Raw genomic sequence first — 20156 nt, forward strand, 5'->3', positions numbered from 1 at the left:
TCGGTGTGGGTCATCACCGGCCAAGGTAGTTCTCGATCACCTTCGGATCGCTGCTGACAAAGTCGATCGAGCCTTCCGCCAGCACCGCCCCTTCGGCAAGGCAGGTGACCTTGACGCCGAGTTCACGGATGAAGCCCATGTCGTGCTCGACAACCACGACCGATCGGGTCTTGGCGATCTCCTTTAGCAGGATGGCTGTCTCGGCAGTTTCCGCGTCGGTCATGCCGGCGACCGGTTCGTCGACCAGCAGCAGTTCCGGCTCCTGGGCAAGCAGCATGCCGATCTCCAGCCATTGCTTCTGCCCGTGCGAAAGGTTGGCGGCGAGATCGCTGCTGCGCGACGACATGCGGATGGTCGCAAGGATCTCCTCGATCCGAGCCTTGTCCGCTGCCGTCAGTCGGTAAAAGAGTGTCGGAAACACGCCGCGCTTGCGGTTGAGCGCCAGCTCGAGATTGTCCCAGACCGTGTGGCTTTCAAACACCGTCGGCTTCTGGAATTTGCGGCCAATGCCGAGCGAAGCGATCTCCGCCTCGTCCTTTTTCGACAGGTCGATCTCGCCCTTGAAGAACACCTGCCCCTCGTCCGGCCGCGTCTTGCCGGTGATGATGTCCATCATCGTCGTCTTGCCGGCGCCGTTCGGGCCGATGATCGCTCGTAGCTCGCCGGGTTCGATGACGAAGGAGAGCGCATTCAACGCCTTGAAGCCGTCGAAGGAGACGGAGACGCCGTCGAGATAGAGAAGGCTGGTCGGCTTGGTCTGCCCGATTGTCTGGTTCATGTCGTTACTCCGCCGCCATGGGTTCAACGGCCAGATTGTCCGGTGTTTCAGCCGCCCGCGTCTGACGCTCCGCACGCCGGCGGGCGAAGTACGCGCCAGCCGTTCCGACGACGCCCTTCGGCAGGAACAGGGTGACGAGCACGAAGAGGCCGCCAAGCGCAAAGAGCCAGAATTCCGGGAACGCTGCGGTGAAGATGCTCTTGCCGCCATTGACGAGAATGGCGCCGACGATCGGGCCAATCAGCGTGCCGCGCCCGCCGACCGCCGTCCAGATCACCACTTCGATCGAATTGCCGGGCTCGAACTCGCCGGGATTGATGATGCCGACCTGGGGCACATAGAGCGCGCCGGCAAGGCCGGCCATCATCGCCGATAGGGTGAAGGCAAAGAGCTTGATGTGCTCGACGCGGTAGCCGAGGAAGCGCGTCCGGCTTTCCGCGTCGCGGACTGCCACGAGCACCTTGCCGTACTTGGAACGCACGATCGCCGACGTCAGGATCAGGCAGAGCGCCAGCATCAGCGCCGAGGCAGCGAACAAGGCGGCGCGCGTGCCGTTAGCCTGGATGTTGAAGCCGAGGATGTCCTTGAAGTCGGTGAGGCCGTTGTTGCCGCCGAAGCCCATGTCGTTGCGGAAGAACGCAAGCAGCAGTGCGTAGGTCATCGCCTGAGTGATGATCGAGAGATAGACGCCGTTGACCCGCGAGCGGAAGGCGAACCAGCCGAAGACGAAGGCGAGCAGCCCCGGGACAAGGACCACCATGAGCGCGGCAAACCAGAACATGTCGAAGCCATGCCAGAACCACGGCAGCTCCTTCCAGTTGAGGAACACCATGAAATCCGGCAGCAGCGGGTTGCCGTAGGAGCCGCGCGCCCCGATCTGGCGCATCAGGTACATGCCCATGGCGTAACCGCCGAGCGCGAAGAAAGCCGCATGCCCGAGAGAAAGGATACCGCAGAAACCCCAGACGAGATCGAGCGCCAGCGCCAGCAGCGCATAGGTCAGGTACTTGCCGAACAGCGACACAAGATAGGTCGGCACGTGGAGTGGATGATCGGGCGCGGTCAAAAGGTTGAGCGCCGGGACAAGCATGGCGAGGCCGACAAGAATCGCAACGGCGATCAGAATGCTGCGGTCGAACGACCGCATCAGAAATGACGTGATCATGCTTCCACCGCCCTTCCCTTGAGCGCGAAGAGGCCGCGCGGTTTCTTCTGGATGAAGAGGATGATCAGCACCAGCACGAGGATCTTGCCGAGCACCGCGCCGGCATAGGGTTCCAGGAACTTGTTGAGGATGCCGAGCGAGAAGGCGCCGACGAGCGTCCCCCAGAGATTGCCGACGCCGCCGAAGACGACGACCATGAAGCTGTCGATGATGTAGCCCTGGCCGAGATTGGGCGAGACGTTGTCGATCTGCGAGAGCGCCACGCCCGCCATGCCGGCGATGCCGGAGCCGAGCGCGAAGGTGAGCGCGTCCACCCAGGGGGTGCGGATGCCCATCGACGACGCCATGCGCCGGTTCTGGGTTACGGCCCGCATCTTAAGGCCCATCGACGTCCTCTTGAGCAGGAACAGCAGCGCCGCAAATACCGCCAGCGCGAAAACGATGATCCACAGGCGGTTCCAGGTGATGGTCAGCCCGCCAAGCTCGAAGGCGCCGGACATCCACGAGGGATTGCCGACCTCTCGATTGGTCGGCCCGAAGATCGAGCGCACCGCCTGCTGCAGGATCAGCGAGATGCCCCAGGTGGCAAGCAGCGTTTCGAGCGGTCGCCCGTAGAGAAAGCGGATGACGCCGCGCTCGATTGCAAGGCCAACCGCGCCGGTCACGAGAAAGGCGAGCGGCAGCGCGATCGCCAGCGACCAGTCGAAGAGGTCAGGATAGGAATTGCGCACCACCTCCTGCACCAGGAAGGTCGTGTAGGCGCCGAGCATGACCATCTCGCCATGGGCCATGTTGATGATGCCCATGACGCCGAAGGTGATGGCAAGGCCGATCGCCGCCAGCAAGAGGACCGAGCCGAGCGACAGGCCGTACCAAATGTTCTGGCCGGCGCTCCAGAAGGCCTGGGTCTGCTCGATCCGGGCGATCGCCGCCTCGATATCGGGTTTAAGGGAAGCATCGGCTGTGGCCAGAGCGGAGGTCAGAACGGCAAGGCCGTTTCGCCCGTTACCTTCGGCAAGCAGCGCGATCGCCTGACGCTTCTGATCGTCCGGGCGATCCGAGACGAGCAGCGTCACCGCGCGGGCCTCATCGAGAACCTTGCGCACGGTCCCGTCTTTCTCGGCCGCGATCGCCGTTTCGATCGCCTCGAGCGCATCGGCATTCGGCGTCTGCAGCATGGATTGCGCCGCCTTTATGCGCGCACTGGTATCGTCGCTGAAGAGCGTGAGACCTCCGAGCGCGCTGCGAACCGCGCGACGCACCGCATTGTTGACCTTGACCTTCTGCATCGCCGCCTTCGGTGCCGCTCCGGCGTCAGCCCCGGTCACGGGATCGACGAGCAGCAGGTCTGCGCCCTGCGCCTTGACCAGAAAGACCCTGCCGTCGGACTTGCGCTGATAAAGTTCCCCCTCGCCCAGCGCCTCAAGCACCGGAATGACCTTCGCGTCGCCGGTCTTGGCCAGCGCCGTTATGTGGTCGTCCATTTCGGAAAGCTTAGCGCTGCCCAGCTGATCGATCAGCGGGCCGAGGTCTTCGGCTGCGCGAGAACCGACCACATGGGCCGATATCACCAGACACAGCGCAACGAACAGGATCTGCAGAATTCGGTACATGGCCCCCTCATCCGGGTCGGTCATGCGGCGCATGCACAAACCCGTCATAGCCCAAGCAAGCTCCCTTCGCTCGTGCGCGCCGCCGAACGAAGGGCATGCTTGCCTCAAGTTTTCGTCATGCAATCACTGTCCGGGCGGCAAGCCGCCCGGTCTATGACTAGGTGATGAAATCAGGAACCCTTGCCGCCGCACTTGCCGGTGGCGACGTTGAAGTTGCCGCAGGACATCGGCGCGCGCCAATCGGAGATCAGGTCCTTGGAGTCCGGCAGATAATCGGACCATTCGTCGCCGACGACGAGGCCGGGTGTTTCCCAGACGGTCTCGAACTGGCCGTCGCCCTGGATCTCGCCGATCAGCACCGGCTTGGTAATGTGGTGGTTCGGCATCATCGTCGAGTAGCCGCCCGAAAGATTGGGGACGGAGACGCCGATCATCGCGTCGAGAACGGCGTCCGTATCGGTCGTGCCGGCCTTTTCGACCGCCTTCAGCCACATGTTGAAGCCGATGTAATGCGCTTCCATCGGATCGTTGGTCACGCGCTTGTCGTTCTTGGTATAGGCCTTCCAGGTCTTGATGAACTCGGCATTGGCGGGTGTGTCGACCGACTGGAAATAGTTCCAGGCCGCCAGATGCCCCACGAGCGGCGTGGTATCGAGCCCGGCGAGTTCCTCTTCGCCGACCGAGAAGGCGACGACCGGAATATCCTCCGCCTTGACGCCCTGGTTCGCCAGTTCCTTGTAGAACGGCACGTTGGCGTCGCCATTGATGGTCGAGACCACGGCGGTCTTCTTGCCGGCCGAGCCGAACTTCTTGATGTCAGAAACGATGGTCTGCCAATCGGAATGACCGAAGGGCGTGTAGTTGATCATGATGTCCTCGGGCTTCACGCCCTTGGAGATCAGATAAGCTTCGAGGATCTTGTTGGTCGTGCGCGGATAGACATAGTCGGTGCCCGCGAGCACCCAACGCTCGACGCTCTCGTTTTCCATCAGATAGTCGACGGCCGGGATCGCCTGCTGGTTCGGCGCCGCCCCGGTGTAGAAGACGTTGCGCTGGCTTTCCTCGCCCTCATACTGGACGGGATAGAAAAGGATCGAGTTCAACTCCTCGAACACCGGCAGAACCGACTTGCGCGATACCGAGGTCCAGCAGCCGAAGACCGCCGAGACTTTGTCGACCGAAACCAGTTCGCGCGCCTTTTCAGCAAAGAGCGGCCAGTCGGACGCGGGATCGACGACGACGGCCTCGAGCTTCTTGCCGAGCAGGCCGCCCTTCTTGTTCTGCTCGTCGATCAGCATCAGCATGGCGTCCTTCAGCGTCGTCTCGGAGATCGCCATGGTGCCGGAAAGCGAATGCAGGATGCCGACCTTGATCGTGTCGTCAGCGGCGAAAGCGCCGCTGAAAGCCGTCGTCGACAGGATGGCGGCTAGGAATGCGCCGGTCACGCTTGTCTTGATAGTCATCTGATGGAACCCCTCTCGTTCTGGAGCAACTGGCCTTTCGGTGCTTCTGGCCGCTGCTTAAGGGGATCATCGGACAGCCACGCTGCACTGCACATACGTCATTCTACGTAGGCGCCGGGGGCAAAGAGGAACGCGATTGATAACCTGGTCGCGGGCGGCTGCAGCGCAGCGATGGTATCTTTCTTGACCTTCCCATCGTTGGAAGCCCTAGAACCTAATCTGGCCGCAGGTCAGCGGGCTTGCGGCCACGCCACATATTCGACGCGAATCGACTGGTAGCAGAGCGGCTATCGCCGGCCGTCGACGCAGGGGGAATGCCGAAAGACATGACGTCCTCACTTCATCCGCATTGGGATACGGCCCGGGAGAAGCGTTCGCTCACCCTGCGCTTCGTTGCTTTCGCAATCCTGCTGGCAAGTCTGCTGCTCGGCGGCAACGCGGGCGCGGAACGCATGCACGCGGTCGTTGTCGTCAGCTATCTCGCCATCAGCGTGGCGTCGGTGGCAACGGCGCGCTATCTGCCCGGCCGCTCCTGGCTGACGACCCTCTTCGTCGTTCTCGATGCGCTCTTGGTCGCGCTGCTGCTCTACGCCCATATTCTGGCCGGCCCGGTGACAGCGAACCACAATCTGACGACGACCAGCCTCGTCGTCGCCTTCATCCTGCTCGTCCATGTCGGACTCAAGCTGGAGCGACGCCTGGTCCTCCTCTTTTCCGCCATCGTGCTCATAGCCTGGGTGACGATGCTGGCGATGACGGCTGCAAGGCATGATGCCTCCGGACCGCTTTCGCTGCTCGGGGCATTCTTCAATCAGGATCTCGGCCTGACCGTGAGCTTCGGCTTCACCGCCTTTGCCATCTATCTTCTTGCGCGCGACCACGACCGGACGCGCAAGGAAGCCTTGAAGGCCGACCAGCGGCGACAAAATCTCTCGCGCTTCTTCTCGCCGCTAGTCGTTTCCGCCCTGCAGGAGAAAGGCGATGTGCTCGGGCTGGAGCGACGCAGCGCCGCGATCATGTTCGTGGACCTGCGTGATTTCACCCGTTTTGCCGAGGCGGCACCGGCGCCTGAGCTCGCCTTCGTGCTCGCCGAATATCGCCAACTCGTCTCGCAGACGATCTTCGAACACGGCGGCACCGTCGACAAGTTCATCGGCGATGGGGTGATGGCGGTCTTCGGCCAGCCGAGACCGAAGGAAGACGACGCCGACAGGGCACTTGCCTGCGCGCTCGATCTCGTCGACATCCTCACGGATTGGAAGAACCACAACGCGCGCAACAACCACCCGGCCCTCGATGCCGGCATCGGCCTGCACTATGGCACGGTCGTCGGCGGCGTTCTCGACAGCGGCTGCCACAGCGAGTTCACCGTCATCGGCGACGCCGTCAACGTGGCCCAGCGCCTGGAATCCATGACCAAGACGCTGCAGGTGCCGCTTGTCGTCTCCGCCTCGTTGATGTGCCGGCTTCAAGCTCCAGCACCTGAAGCCGCATGGATATCGCACGAGGCGGTCGTGCTGCCAGGTCGTCGCCTTCCGGTCGACATCTGGTGTCTTCACCGGGAGACCGGCACAGCCCACCCGAACGAGGACGAGCCTTCCGTCGCTCCGCAGCCGCTGACGATCACCGACCGCTGAAGCTAAGCTTGAAGCGCGTGGTGAAATCACCGCCCCACCACATGGGGAAGTTGGTGCCCCATTTGTTGTTGTGGATGTTGAAGCGGACACCGGCGGAATAGTCAGGCAGGTCCTTGCAGAAGGCCATGAACGGCCAGGACTGCGGCGCCACCAGCGGCGTGTCGAGGTTTTCGACCATCAGCTCGACGCCCGGTTCCGAGCGCCCCCTCACCGCCGTGACCGCCTGCAGCTGTGCACCGCCCGCGCGGGCGAAATTGTCGGTGGCGTGCCAGTGCCCCATCTTGCACACATCCCAGGCGGAACGTCCCTCGGGCGTGAACGACAGAAAACTCGCTTCCGGCATACGGTTGGCGTTCTTGCCATAGAGGGACAGCCGGACATCGAGCCCGTCCTTGCCGGCGGAAAATTCGATGGCGATTTCGGCAGGCGCGCCCAATTGCTCCACCGCTTCTGCCGGCATGACTGCAAGGACGGATGTTGCGGTCGTGCCGTAGAGCTTGGGCGCGTAGGCCTGCGAGCGCGCTTCCGCAACCTTCGCAAGCCCGGGCTTGTCGTGGTCGAGCACCGCCCAATCCATCCAATGGGTAAGGTACGTATCCATGTGGCGGCGAACGTCGCCGGCGTCATAGCTTTCGTAGCGATAGGCGATCAGCGAACCGTTGGCGCCACGGACCGTCCGACCGTCGGGCGCAGTCAGCGCGGAAACGTCGCCGGTTACCGGATCAAGCTCGATGATCCAGCCGCCGACATCGAGCCGCGTAGCAGCCTCGGTCGCCTCGGGCCGTGATGGAACGGCAATCTCGGCAAGGGCCGCCTCGGCGCGGACCGCATCCTCGCCGTCCAGCTCTGCAACCGCCTGGTCGAGATAGGCCCGCTGCTCCGCCCAGGACGCTTCGGTATAGTGGAAGCGAGGATCAGTCTTTCGCGCCGCCTCGAAGGCGGGGCGTGCCCAGGCCTTCTCGTCGCGCAGGAAGGATTTGATGTCGACGCCGCAGGTGTGTTCGGCGACCAGCGCCAGCTTGCGGCCGAAGGCCTGGCGGCTTGTGGTCATCCGCTCGCCGGCAAATTGGTCGTAAAGCCGCTGCAGCGCCAGATAGCGGGCGATCTTTTCCGGATCGGTGCCGCTGCCGTGGATCCAGCTGTCGCCGAGTTCCTTTTCCACCACCGGGAAACGCTCGCGCGCCTCCCAAATAAGCTTGCCGTAGTCCTCCAGTGTCGCCGCGCGCACGGCGGCACCTGGCTCGTGTTTCAGGATCTCGCGATAGGCTTCGGCCGTCTGCGACACGCTCTGCGGGCCGATGTTGTCGCTGGTATGGGCGAAGCTCAAGCCGTCGGAGAGACCCTCGGGGAAATAGGTCTCGCCATAGGAGCGCTGGTACATGACGACGATTTCCTCGCCGCCCGCCGCTCGCCAGCGAAAAATATCCGGGATTTCCGGCGGCGGCGAAGCGGAGTTCACGCCGATATGCAGGAAGCGCACGCCGGCTTCGGCCAGCAGCGGCACCATGCCGAGCGTATGGCCGGGCACATCGGTCATCTTGGCGGCGATCGTCTTCAGACCGAAGCGATGGTCCAGCTCCTGCGCATAGGAAAGCCCCGCCTTGAAAAGATCCGGCGACATCAGCTCCGTATGGGTGGTGAAGGGCAGCGCGTGCCAGCGGATCAGGCCGCGCTCGATCGCCTGCTCAAGGCGGGCGACCTCTTCCTTCGAGCGAGAATTCAGGTGATCCCAGATCAGCCAGGCGCCCGTCGTCCAGACGAACAGCGGCTCGTGCGGGTTCTCGTTGTAGAAGTGCGCGCCGGTCTCGATCGCCTGCGGGATGAAGCGCTCGTGATACTGCTTTCGGATCTTCTCGGCGTGATCGGTAAAGCCGATGTCGAGATGGGTCTTGAAGACGACGTGGATGCGTTTTTCGGTCATGTTCGCTACCTTCAGCCGACGGTGCCCCGCACGATCAGGCGGGTGTTGAGTGTCTCGGTAAACGGCTCGGCATCGGGCGCACGAAGCCGCATCAGGATGAGGCGGACGAGCGCACGCACGCGCTCTTCGAGGTCGATGCGCACGGTGGTGAGGTTGTAGCTCTTCCAGTGCGCCTGCGGGATGTCGTCGAAACCGACGACCTTGACGTCCTCAGGCACGGAAAGCCCGAGCTCGTGGCGCAGCGCGTCGATCGCGCCGAAGGCGCCGACGTCATTGGCCGCAAAGATCGCATCGGCACCTTCGCCGATGCGGAACAGATCGAGCGTCGCCTGGTAGGCGGTGTCGTAGGTGTAATCGCCGGCAAGCACGATCGGCGCATCCATGCCGCGCTCCGCGAGCGTCTCCTTCAGTGTGCGCTCGCGCTCGGCATTGGCGAGCGACTGCGCCTTGCCGCCGAGATAGGCGATGCGGCGCGCGCCATAGCCCTGAAGCAGGGCCACCGCCTGCTCGATGCCGTTTTTCTGCCGGACGAGCAGGCGGTCATAGAGCGTACCGGATGCGGCGCCTGCAAACTGCTTCACGTCGTCGTAGATCACGTAGATCGGCACCGCGCGGTCGAGAAAGCCGCAGAGCACATCGGGCAGGATGTTCTCGGTAAAGGCGATCACGGAATCCGGATTGAAGCCGCGCATGTAGGTGAGCAGGCGCGGATCCATGCTGAAATCAGCCTTGGCCTTGAAGAGCAGCGTCGCGAAGCCCTCCGCCTGCAGCGCCGTCGTCAACGCGTCGATCTCCTGGCTCTCCCAGGGGCTGCAAACGTCGGGCACGATCATGCCGACGAGATGCGAGCGACCGGTCACCAGCGAGCGTGCCGCCATGTCGGGCGTGTAGTTCAGCTCCCGCGCCACCTGCAGGATGCGGTCGCGCTTTTCCGGCTTCAGGGACGCATTCGGATTGAAGGCCCGCGAGACCGCCACACGGGAAACATTGGCCTCGCGCGCCACCTGGTCTGCGGTGGCTCGGGCAGCTTTCTTGTCGGCGCGCTCGTTCATCTATCCGTCACAAAATGAAAACGTGTTCATTCACAAAAGAGAGCAACGCGACGATTTCGTCAAGCGGAATAGGTATTCCGCCGATTTTTACCAACGGAACACATGACCCATGTTGACAAAGATGAAAGCGTGTTCATTCTTGACCGTCGTCGAGACGCCGGACCTGGAGGAGGGACGGACTGTCGCAGCCAGACACATAGGTCCTTGAGTGGATCGACCGGGAGGAGAAAACATGCGTACCAGGTTTCATTCCCTATTGCTCGGCGCAGCCGCGGCCATCGCCTTTGCAGCACCAGTGAGCGCCACCGAACTCAACATCACCTGCCGCTGCATCATCGGCGGCGTAAACAGCGGCATGGCCGAGTGGATCGAAAAGAAGGTCATTCCGGCCTTTACCGAGAAGATGAAGGCCGAAGGCAAGGACGTCACCGTCAAGCTCACCCAGTTCGGCGGCGAGGACGAGCAGCTGACGCAGCAGCTCGCGCTCGATTTCTCCACCGGCGCCGGCCCTGATGTCTCCGGCTTCGACGGCTTCCTGATCCCGAGCTTCGTCCAGGGCAATCTCCTGAAGTCGCTCGAGGAAGTGGCCGGCCCAGACGTTCCGAAGTGGGAGGGCTGGCAGCATATCTCCGACGGCACCAAGGCGCTGATGAGCTACCAGGGCAAGCCCTATGGCATCGCGCTCGGCACCGACGCCCGCATGATCTTCGTGCGCAAGGACCTCTTCAAATCGGCTGGGCTCGATGCCGACAGCTGGCAGCCGAAGTCCTGGGATGAGTTGCTCGACGCCGCCCGCAAGATCAAGGCGGCCGCCCCCGACAGCTTCCCGTTGCAGCTCAACGCCGGCGTCTCCATGGGCGAGGCGACCACGATGCAGGGCTACTGGATGGCGCTGCTCGGCACCGGCGAACAGGTCACCGACGACAGCGGCAAATATATCGTTTCGAGCCAAGGCATCCTCGACACGCTGAAGCTCTATAAGACCATCTATGTCGACGACAAGCTCGGCGACCAGCGCGCGCAGCTGCTTGCCGACGGCCGCAACCGCACCTTCGCCAATTTCCGCGATGGCAAGACGGCGATGCTCGTCGAGGGCGACTGGTTCTATCGCTCGGTCACAGCGCCCGGCGCCGAATTCGCCGTCGCCGATCGCGACAACACCATGACCTGGAAGAAGATGCCCGCCGCAGCACCCGGAAAGGGCTTACGCGGCCAGGATTTCGTCACGATGTCCGGCGGCACCGGCTTCGTCATCAATCCGCATACGGACGCGCCTGCCGAATCCTGGGCGCTGCTCTCGTTCATGAACAGCAAGGAGCAGCTCGACGCGTTCCAGGAAATCCAGCCCGCCATCCGCATCCGCGACGACGTGGCGATCCCGAACTCGCCGTTCCTGACGGAAACGGCAACGACGCTGCTGCCGATCACCACGGCCCGTCCGAACGACGCCAATTACAACAAGGTCTCGACCGAGATCCAGCGCATGACCGAAAGCGTCGTTTCCGGCGAGCTCTCGCCTGAGGACGCGATGGCCCAGTACAAGGCGGCCGTCATCGCCATCGTCGGTGAAGAAAACACCGTCAGCACGCTCTAAAGCCAATGCGGGATGTGGCCGCAACGAGGCCCCCTCCCGCTTCGATCCAACGACAGAGCGCCCGGCTGCCATCCGTGGCCGGGCTCCCGATCAGGATATGGGCATGAAACGCGCATGAAGAAATTCTCCCTGCTTTCGACGCGCGCCGGCGCGCTTTTTCTGGCACCGGCCACGGCCCTCGTCGGGGTCTTCGTCATCGTTCCCTTCTTCTGGGTGATTTTCGTTTCCTTCACCAACCGCACACTGCTCGGTCGCACGGCCGTCGACCCCGATTTCGTCGGCCTGCAGAACTATTTCGCGCTCTTCAATCCGGCGACCTTCTTTACCCGCGGCCAGTTCGGGTTTTCGCTGATCCTGACGATCCAGTTCGTGCTGCTCTCGGCGCTGATCGGCCAGGCGTTGCTCGGGCTGCTGCTCGCCTGGCTCAGCCAGACGGTCACGCCGACGCTCAAATCCTTCCTGCAGACCGCGGTCATCGCCGCCTGGATCTTGCCGGAGGTGGTGATCGGCTTTGCCTGGTTCGCGTTCCTCGATTACGACAACGGCACGCTCAACATGATCCTGCGCGGCCTCGGTCTGCCGCCGGGCGACTGGCTGCTGCAGCAACCGTTCTGGGTGATCGTGTTCTTCAACACCTGGCGGGGCGCCGCCTTCTCGATGATGCTGTTCAACTCGGCCTTCCAGTCGATCCCGCCGAGTTATTTCCAGGCAGCTGATGTCGCGGGCGCCACCTCGTGGCAGAAGCTGCGCGACATCGCGCTGCCGCTGATCCGCGGCCATGTCGTCACCGATCTGATCCTCATCACCATGTGGACCTTCAACGTCTTCACGCCGTTCCTGCTCACCCATGGCGGGCCGTCCTATCGCACCGAGATCCTGTCGATCTACACCTACCGCATCGCGTTCAAGGACTTCGAGTTCGGCAAGGGCGCTGCCGTCGGCGTGGTCATCATGCTGATCAATCTCGCCTTCGCGCTCATCTATCTTCGCCTTGCCCACAAGAAGCCGGTGGAGGCGGAATGATGCAGAAGACTCAGAACATCTTCGTGCGGCGCGCGATCTTTGCCGCCGCCGCCACCTTCCTCGGAACGATCTTCGCACTGCCGCTCGTCTGGTTCATCTTTGCACCCTTCAATGCCCGTGCCGAACTCGGCCTTGCCATCCCCTCGCCCTTCACGCTTTCGAATTTTGCCACCGTCTTCCAGAACACCTTCGCGATGCAGGCGCTGCTGAACAGTCTCATCCAGGCGGCGGGCGGCGTGGTGCTGGTCGGCGCGGCGGCGACGCTTGCGGCCTATGCCCTCTCGCGCTCACCGATCCCGGGCAAGGGCGCCGTCACCTATATCCTGCTGCTCTTCTCGTCGGTCGTTTCAGGCTCGGCGGCGATGGTGCCGATTTTCCTCATCATCTCCGCGGCAGGCCTGATCGACACCCATCTTGCCGTCATTCTCGTCTTTGCCGGCGGGCTGTTGCCGACAGCGATGTTCATTCTTCGCGATTTCATCGACGCCATCCCGCGCTCCTATGAGGAGAGCGCGATGGTCGCCGGCGCCTCTCCGCTCCAGGCGTTCTTCGATGTGGCGCTGCCGGTCATCCGGCCGGGCATCGTCGTGGTTGTCGTCTGGGCCTTCGTCAACATCTGGGGCAGCTTCCTCATCCCCTTCATCCTGTTGCGCAGCGACAAGCTGATGCCGGCATCCGTCGCCATCTACTCCTTCTACTCGGAAGCCGGCACGCCGATCGTCACGCTGCTGGCCGCCTATTCGCTGATCTATTCGCTGCCGGTCATCGCCCTCTATCTCTTCGTGAATTGGAAATTCGGTTTCCGGTTCTTTGGTGGCATCAAGTCGTAATCGGAAACCCGTCATGGCCTCTGTCGAATTCCAGAACATCTCCAAGACCTTCGGCGCCTTCGTCGCCGTGCCCGACATCAGCTTCCAGATCGCCGACGGCGAGTTCATCTGCCTGCTCGGCCCGTCGGGCTGCGGCAAGACGACGAGCCTGCGCATGATCGCAGGTCTCGAAACGCCAACCTCTGGCCGGGTGATGATCGGCGGCCGCGACGTCACCTACCTGCATCCGAAGGACCGCGGCATCTCCATGGTCTTTCAGGACTATGCGCTCTACCCGCACATGAACATCGCCGACAACATCGCCTATCCCTTGAAGGTGCGCGGCGAGCAGGAGACCAAGCGCCACGCCCGCGCCAAGGAAGTGGCCGACGTCCTCAAGATCGGCGACCTGATGAAGCGGCTGCCGAGCCAGATCTCCGGCGGCCAGCAGCAGCGCACGTCGCTGGCACGTGCGCTCGTCTATCCGAGCGAGGTCTATCTTTTCGACGAACCGCTTTCGAACCTCGATGCCAAGCTGCGGCTCGAAGCGCGCGGCTTCCTCAACCACCTGCAGCGCGACATGGGCATGACCGCCGTCTATGTCACGCACGACCAGGCCGAAGCCATGGCGCTCGCAACCCGCATCGCCGTCATGGACAAGGGCCGGATCGTGCAGTTCGCGCCGCCGATCGAGATTTACCGCCGGCCCGCAACGACCTTCGTCGCCAACTTCGTCGGCAATCCGCCGATGAACCTCGTCCCCGTCGAAGCATCCATCGGCGATGGCGCCCTGCACCTGCGCGCCGATGGCCTGAAGCTCGCACCGATCGCGCTCACCGACGCCATCGCCAAGGCGGCGAAATCAGCCAGGATGACACTCGGTGTCCGCCCCGAACATTTGCGTATCGCGGCCGCAGGCGACCTGAACGTGGTTTCCGGCGAACTCTTCGCCAACGAGAACATGGGGCCGGAGAGCCTCGTCACGTTGGAGCGCGGCGACAACGGTCGCGTCACCGCGCGCATCTTCACCGACGACGAGATCAAGGTCGGAACCTCAGTCCATCTCGCCTTCGACGCCAGGCACATCACCCTCTTCGATGACAGCAGCGCCCGCATTCCCGCGGCAGACGAACGCTGAGGCCGCCATGCAGGAATTTGCCGTGCGCATCACCCGTAAGCATCAGGCGGCCGATCCCTATTTCTATCTGCCCTTCGAGGTGCCCGAAGGTGTAACGCGCATCGACGCGACGCTCAGCTATCCGAAGTCAGAGGCATGCATCATCGATCTCGGCGCGCTTGATCCGCGGGCGACCGAGTATCCGACCGGCCAGGGTTTTCGCGGCTGGAGCGGTGGCGCGCGTGACCGTTTCTTCATCGCTACCGACGACGCCACGCCCGGCTACATTCACGGCGAGATGCCGCCCGGCCAGTGGAAGGTGATGCTCGGCCTCTACAAGATCCCCGAAGAAGGCGCCGAGGTCAGCGTGACGGTCGATTTCGACAGAAGCCCGCGCTCCATCGTGCCGCAGCCGGAAAGAACGTTCCCCGTGCGCAAACAGTCCGGATGGTATCGCGGCGATCTGCACTGCCACACCTTCCACTCGGATGCGGCTGGCTCGCCCGAACTGCTGCACGCCGCCGCCAAACAGGCGGGTCTCGATTTTCTTGCGGTCGCCGACCACAACACCATCACCCAGCGGCGCTACTTCCATCCGCATTCCTCCGCCGACCTCATCTTCATCCGCGCCATGGAAATCACCACCGCCGTCGGCCACGCCAATGTCTTCGGCGTCGACGATTGGGTCGATTTTCGCATGACGAAGCCGGAGCATGCCCGCACGCTCGCGAGCATGGTGCATGAGCGCGGCGGCCTGCTCTCGGTCAACCACGACAAGCCGACCATCCCCTGGGACTACGAACTGCCTGAGATCGACTGCATGGAGGTCTGGCAATCCCATTGGCTCGCCTGGAACTGGGTGTCGCTCGAGCGCTACCAGCAGCGCCTCGCCTCGGGCCTGAAGATCTCCGCCATCGGCGGCAGCGACTTCCACCAACCGGCGCGGCTATTGCCGGAGGGACCGCTGGTGCTCGCCCGCCCGACGACGGTGCTCTGGCTCAATGAACTCTCCGAAGACGCCGTGCTCGCCACGATGAGATCGGGCCACGGCTACGTGACGGAAAGCCCCACCGGCCCGCATCTCGAACTGATCGCCAACGGCCAACCGATGGGATCGACCGTGGTTGGCCCAGTGACCGCAGAGGCCTTGGCTCGCGGCGCCAAGGGCGACCGGCTGCTGTGGCTAGACGCTTCCGGCATCGTCGGTGAAGAGACCATCGAAGCTGACGACTGGACCGCCCACTATGCCGGTTCGCCCGATCGGTTCCTGCGGACCGAAATCGCCGCGGCCGCCAACCGGAGCGCGATCGTCGAGACATTCCGGGAGGCCCTCCACGGCAAAAATTTGCCCTGGGCGCTCTCGGAGGACGATCTCTCGAAACAGACGATCCGCCGGGCCATCAGCAATCCGATCTATTGCCGGCCCAACTGACGGCCGCTGCACTCCGCAACTGATCTCATTCTCAAAGTATGGGGCATCCGATTTCGGCACGCTCATATTTTCCGCTTTACCGACACATTTTACGATTGCAGCAATTTTAAGCAGAAAATTTCCGTGCTAAGAAAAAAGGCAGAGACTACCGCGACAGCACGTTAGGACCCCCATGGCGGCACGCCAGCGCATCATTCCCGTCCGGCGGGAATACAATCGTTGGGTCGCCAACCAGACGCTTGAAGACTATGCGCTGCGCTTCACCGCCAAGAGCGCCCGGCGCTTCTCTTCCGAACGCATTTCCCAGACCGCCATCGGCGCGATCTCCTTTCTGGCGCTGGAAGCGATCGGTGGCGCCATCACCATGTCCTATGGCACCACCAATGCGATCGTTGCGATCGTCGTCGCCAGCCTGATGATCCTGACCGTGGGCCTGCCGATCAGCCGCTATGCGATCCGCCACGGTGTCGACATCGATCTGCTCACCCGCGGCGCCAGCTTCGGCTATATCGGCTCGACGGTGACCTCGCTGATTTATGCCAGCTTCACCTTCATCCTCTTTGCGATCGAGGCCTCGATCATGTCGGGCGCACTCGAACTGGCGCTCGGCATACCGCTCTGGATCGGCTACATCCTGAGCGCCGTCGTCGTGATCCCGCTCGTCACCCATGGCGTGCGGCTGATCAGCAAGTTCCAGTTGATCACGCAGCCGTTCTGGATCGTGCTCAACGTCCTGCCCTTCGTCTTCATCGCCTTTGCCGATTGGGAGAAGGTCGGCGCCTGGCTCGCCTATGCGGGCATGCATCACGCCTCGGGTCCTCCGGGTACCTTCGCGCCTTTTGACCTCGTCGAATTCGGTGCGGCCTCTGCCGTCATCTTCGCGCTGATGGCGCAGATCGGCGAACAGGTCGACTTCCTGCGCTTCCTGCCGCCGGACGGACAGCGCAAGCTGCACCACCGCATCGCCGTCTTTCTCGCCGGTTCCGGCTGGGTGATCGTCGGCGCGCCCAAACTGCTCGCCGGCTCGTTCCTGGTGGTGCTGGCGCTTTCTGCCGGTGTGCCTTCGACCAAAGCCGCCGATCCGGCGCAGATGTACTACACCGCCTTCGGCTACATGATCCCCTCCGATACGGCAGCACTTCTCCTGATGGTCGCCTTCGTCGTCGTGTCGCAGTTGAAGATCAACGTCATGAACGCCTATGCCGGGTCGCTCGCCTGGTCGAACTTCTTCTCGCGGCTCACCCACAGCCATCCGGGCCGGGTCGTCTGGCTGGTCTTCAACGTCGCCATCGCGCTCCTTTTGATGGAGCTCGGCATCTACCGGCTGCTTGAGGAAACACTCGGCGTCTTCTCGATTATCGCCATGGCCTGGCTTTGCACGATTTCGGCCGATCTTTTCGTCAACAAGCCGCTCGGCCTGTCGCCTCCCGGCATCGAGTTCAAGCGCGCCCATCTCTACGACATCAACCCTGTGGGTCTCGGCGCGATGGCGATCTCGGCGACCGTGGCGCTGACAGCGCATTTCGGTGCCTTCGGCGAGATTGCCGCCTCGCTCGCGCCATACATCGCGCTGGTCGTCGCCTTCATCGCCTCGCCGCTGATTGCCTGGGGCACCGACGGCAAGTTCTATCTCGCGCGCAAGCCGCGCAGGAGCTGGGCCAACCGGATGGACATCACCTGCTCGATCTGCGAGCATCCGTTCGAGCCGGAGGACATGGCCTGGTGCCCCGCCTATGCAGCGCCGATCTGCTCGCTCTGCTGCTCGCTCGACAGCCGCTGCCACGACATGTGCAAGCCGAAGGCCCGCTTCAACGCCCAGGTCGCGACCGTCGCGACCACGTTGCTTCCACGCACCGTCACGGAAAAGCTCGCGACGCGGCTCGGCCGCTACGCGATCTCTGCGGTGCTGTCGATCGCCGGCATCGGCCTCATCCTCGCGATGATCGCCCACCAGACCGCCGGCACATCTCCCGAGATCGCTGCGGTCGTCGAGCGCACGGTCGCCGTCGTCTTCTTCGTCTTTGCCGTGCTCGCTGGTATCGTCTCCTGGTTTTACGTGCTCGCCCATGACAGCCGCGTCGTCGCCGAAGAAGAATCCTCGCGCCAGAACACCCTGCTTCTGAAGGAAATCGCCGCCCACAAGAAGACCGACGCCGCACTCCAGCAGGCAAAGGAAACAGCGGAAGCAGCCAACCGCGCCAAGAGCCGCTATGTCGTCGGCCTCAGCCATGAGCTTCGCACGCCTCTCAACGCCGTGCTCGGCTACGCCCAGGTTCTGGAGCGCGACGAGACGATCCCCCCGGCGCGTCAGGGCGCGATCAAGGTGATCAAGCGCAGCGCCGACCATCTTTCCGGCCTGATTGACGGCCTCTTGGATATCTCGAAGATCGAGGCCGGCAAGCTGCAGGTCTATTCCAATGAGATCAACATTCACGATTTCCTCGACCAGATCGTCGAAATGTTTCGGCCGCAGGCATTGGCCAAGGGCATCAGCTTCGAGCACGAGCGCGCTAGCGGCCTGCCACGCCATGTGAAGACCGACGAAAAGCGCCTGCGGCAGATCCTCGTCAATCTCCTATCCAACGCATTGAAGTTCACCGAGCGTGGCGGCATCCGCCTGGATGTCGCCTATCGCAGCCAGGTGGCGACCTTCACGATTGCCGACAGCGGCCGCGGCATTGCCGACAAGGATTTGCCGCGCATCTTCGATCCGTTCCAGCGCGGCGAGGCCGAACATCTCGGTAGTATGCCGGGCCTCGGCCTCGGCCTGACGATCACGCGGCTCCTGACGCAGACGCTCGGCGGCGAAATCGCAGTCACCAGCACGCCTGGGCAAGGCACCACCTTCCGCGTCCGGCTGATGCTGTCGGCGGTAGATCGTCCGCTACCTCCCGCAGCCCCGCGCCGTATCACCTCCTATCTCGGCCCGCGCCGCACCATCGTCATCGTCGACGACAATGCCGACCATCGCGACCTCATGCGCGAGATCCTCGTGCCGATGGACTTCACGGTGCTGACGGCCGCGTCCGGAGCCGATTGTCTGGCGCTGCTTCAAGACCTCGGCGCCGACCTCTTCCTGATCGATATCTCGATGCCGGGCATGAGCGGCTGGGAGCTTGTCGAGCGGCTGCGCCAGGGCGGGCAGATCGCGCCGATCATCATGCTTTCGGCCAATATCGGCGATGGCTCGGCGACCGGAGCATTCCGCGGCCACAACGACACGCTCGCCAAGCCCTTCCCCGTCGGGCAACTCGCCGACAAGCTCGCCGTGCACCTTGGCCTCACTTGGGTTCACGAGGGAGAGGAGAAGCAAGCACACCCGTCGCCGGCGGCCGAACCGTTGACGCGCCCCGACGCCTATCACGTGGAAGAGCTGATCCGCCTTGGAGAGATCGGCTATGTCAGGGGCATCGAAGCCAAACTGACGGAGATTGCCCTGCAGCCCGAGCACCAGCCCTTCGCTGAGGCCGCCCGCGCCTATGTGCAGGCCTTCGACCTCTCGGGCTACGACGCTTTCCTCAAGAACAACGCAGCCAACGGAGACGACGCCCATGGCTGAGGCCAACGACCGCCGCGACATCGTGCTTCTCGTCGACGATTCCCCGGAGGCGCTTGGTTTCTTGACGGAAGCGCTGGAGCAATCCGGCTTTTCCGTGCTGATCGCGACCTCCGGCAGCGCCGCCCTTTCGATCGCCGAGCGCATCACGCCCGACGTCATTCTGCTCGATGCCGTCATGCCCGGGATCGATGGCTTCGAGACCTGCCGACGCCTCAAGGGCAACGCCGCCGTCGGCCAGACGCCGGTGCTGTTCATGACCGGGCTGACCGAGACCGAACATGTGGTGCGTGCGCTCGAGGCCGGCGGCGTCGACTATCTGACCAAGCCGATCAACATCGATGAGCTGAGGGCGCGCATTCGCGTCCATCTCTCGAACGCGCGTTCGGCCCAGAGCGCACGGGTCGCACTTGACGCGGCCGGCCGCCATCTGCTCGCGGTGCGCAGCGACGGAAGCGTCTGCTGGTCGACGCCGCAGGCGACGCGTCTCGTCAACGCCGCAACCGGCCGCGACGATGGCATGGCGATCGTCACCCGGCGCATCGCGAGCTGGATGGCAAACCGCCTGCGCACCGGAGCGCCCGACGACGGCACCTTCACGCTCGACCAGCCCGAGCAGTCGTCCCTGCAGATATCCTTCCTCGGCTCGATCGGCCCGAATGAACATCTCTTCCGCCTCACCGCCGAAAACCGCCGCTCCGACGATGCGGTGTTGCGCCAGCACTTCGCATTGACCCCAAGGGAATCGGAGGTGCTGCTGTGGATCGCCAAGGGCAAGGCGAACCGCGACATCGGCGAGATCCTCGGCTTGAGCGCGCGCACGGTCACCAAGCATCTGGAGCAGATCTATGTGAAGCTCGGCGTCGAGAACCGGGCGTCTGCCGCGGTGAAGGCGACGCAGGTTCTGCACAGTCTGTAGGCAGGCTGCGGTCCGATTTCCGTCCCGCTTCTTGCTGCCGCACGTCCAGCGTCATGGGCGGGTCAGCACCTGCTGAA

14 protein-coding genes are annotated in these 20156 nt (G+C 63.3%); 8 read left to right on the forward strand and 6 right to left on the reverse strand.

Features of this window, described 5'->3' with window-relative positions:
• Positions 1–13 precede the first annotated feature (13 nt).
• The 4 genes from urtD to urtA form a co-directional block, all read right to left on the reverse strand.
• Positions 14–778, reverse strand: coding sequence for an urea ABC transporter ATP-binding protein UrtD (urtD, locus tag IB277_RS24725; protein ID WP_060530435.1), 765 nt, complete (start codon positions 776–778; stop codon positions 14–16).
• Between the two features lie 4 nt (positions 779–782).
• Positions 783–1943, reverse strand: coding sequence for an urea ABC transporter permease subunit UrtC (gene urtC, locus IB277_RS24730; RefSeq protein WP_110818784.1), 1161 nt, complete (start codon positions 1941–1943; stop codon positions 783–785).
• Entirely contained in the window at positions 1940–3556 is a 1617-nt protein-coding gene (urtB, locus tag IB277_RS24735) for an urea ABC transporter permease subunit UrtB (protein ID WP_060581026.1), read from the reverse strand. Before urtB ends, urtC begins: the two co-directional genes overlap by 4 nt.
• 170 nt (positions 3557–3726) lie before the next feature.
• Positions 3727–5019, reverse strand: a complete 1293-nt coding sequence (gene urtA / locus IB277_RS24740) for an urea ABC transporter substrate-binding protein (protein WP_060522006.1) — start codon at positions 5017–5019, stop codon at positions 3727–3729.
• 326 nt (positions 5020–5345) lie between these two features.
• On the opposite strand from urtA, the gene IB277_RS24745 reads away from it, so the two are divergent.
• Positions 5346–6656: an adenylate/guanylate cyclase domain-containing protein gene (locus IB277_RS24745; protein ID WP_192371994.1), complete on the forward strand. Its 1311-nt coding sequence runs from the start codon at positions 5346–5348 to the stop codon at positions 6654–6656.
• Here IB277_RS24745 and IB277_RS24750 read toward each other — a convergent pair.
• Both IB277_RS24750 and IB277_RS24755 read right to left on the reverse strand, forming a co-directional pair.
• The gene (locus IB277_RS24750; RefSeq protein WP_060581027.1) at positions 6643–8577 is read right to left on the reverse strand and encodes a DUF5054 domain-containing protein; all 1935 of its coding nucleotides are present in this window, start codon (positions 8575–8577) and stop codon (positions 6643–6645) included. The two genes, IB277_RS24745 and IB277_RS24750, sit on opposite strands and share 14 nt — an antisense overlap.
• A gap of 11 nt (positions 8578–8588) precedes the next feature.
• The gene (locus IB277_RS24755; protein ID WP_029742798.1) at positions 8589–9629 is read right to left on the reverse strand and encodes a LacI family DNA-binding transcriptional regulator; all 1041 of its coding nucleotides are present in this window, start codon (positions 9627–9629) and stop codon (positions 8589–8591) included.
• A gap of 232 nt (positions 9630–9861) precedes the next feature.
• Here IB277_RS24755 and IB277_RS24760 point away from each other — a divergent pair, with 232 nt between their 5' ends.
• The 7 genes from IB277_RS24760 (at position 9862) to IB277_RS24790 (ending at position 20079) form a co-directional block, all read left to right on the forward strand.
• Entirely contained in the window at positions 9862–11223 is a 1362-nt protein-coding gene (locus IB277_RS24760; protein WP_029742799.1) for an extracellular solute-binding protein, read from the forward strand.
• A 114-nt stretch (positions 11224–11337) separates the two neighbouring features.
• Positions 11338–12246 (forward strand): carbohydrate ABC transporter permease, encoded by a 909-nt coding sequence (locus IB277_RS24765; RefSeq protein WP_060601700.1) that lies wholly within the window; start codon positions 11338–11340, stop codon positions 12244–12246.
• A complete protein-coding gene (locus tag IB277_RS24770; RefSeq protein ID WP_029742802.1) occupies positions 12246–13076 on the forward strand; it encodes a carbohydrate ABC transporter permease in 831 nt (276 codons plus the stop codon). Before IB277_RS24765 ends, IB277_RS24770 begins: the two co-directional genes overlap by 1 nt.
• A gap of 13 nt (positions 13077–13089) precedes the next feature.
• A complete protein-coding gene (locus IB277_RS24775) occupies positions 13090–14193 on the forward strand; it encodes an ABC transporter ATP-binding protein (protein ID WP_029742803.1) in 1104 nt (367 codons plus the stop codon).
• Positions 14194–14200: 7 nt separating this feature from the next.
• Complete coding sequence (locus IB277_RS24780; protein WP_192357050.1) at positions 14201–15604, forward strand: CehA/McbA family metallohydrolase; 1404 nt, start codon at positions 14201–14203, stop codon at positions 15602–15604.
• A gap of 172 nt (positions 15605–15776) precedes the next feature.
• Positions 15777–19163, forward strand: coding sequence for an ATP-binding protein (locus IB277_RS24785; RefSeq protein ID WP_034805730.1), 3387 nt, complete (start codon positions 15777–15779; stop codon positions 19161–19163).
• A complete protein-coding gene (locus IB277_RS24790; protein WP_192371995.1) occupies positions 19156–20079 on the forward strand; it encodes a response regulator transcription factor in 924 nt (307 codons plus the stop codon). The genes IB277_RS24785 and IB277_RS24790 overlap by 8 nt, the downstream gene beginning before the upstream one ends.
• The last annotated feature ends 77 nt before the right edge of the window (positions 20080–20156 follow it).

The organism is Ensifer sp. ENS07 (genome assembly GCF_014852185.1).
GTDB lineage: Bacteria > Pseudomonadota > Alphaproteobacteria > Rhizobiales > Rhizobiaceae > Ensifer > Ensifer adhaerens.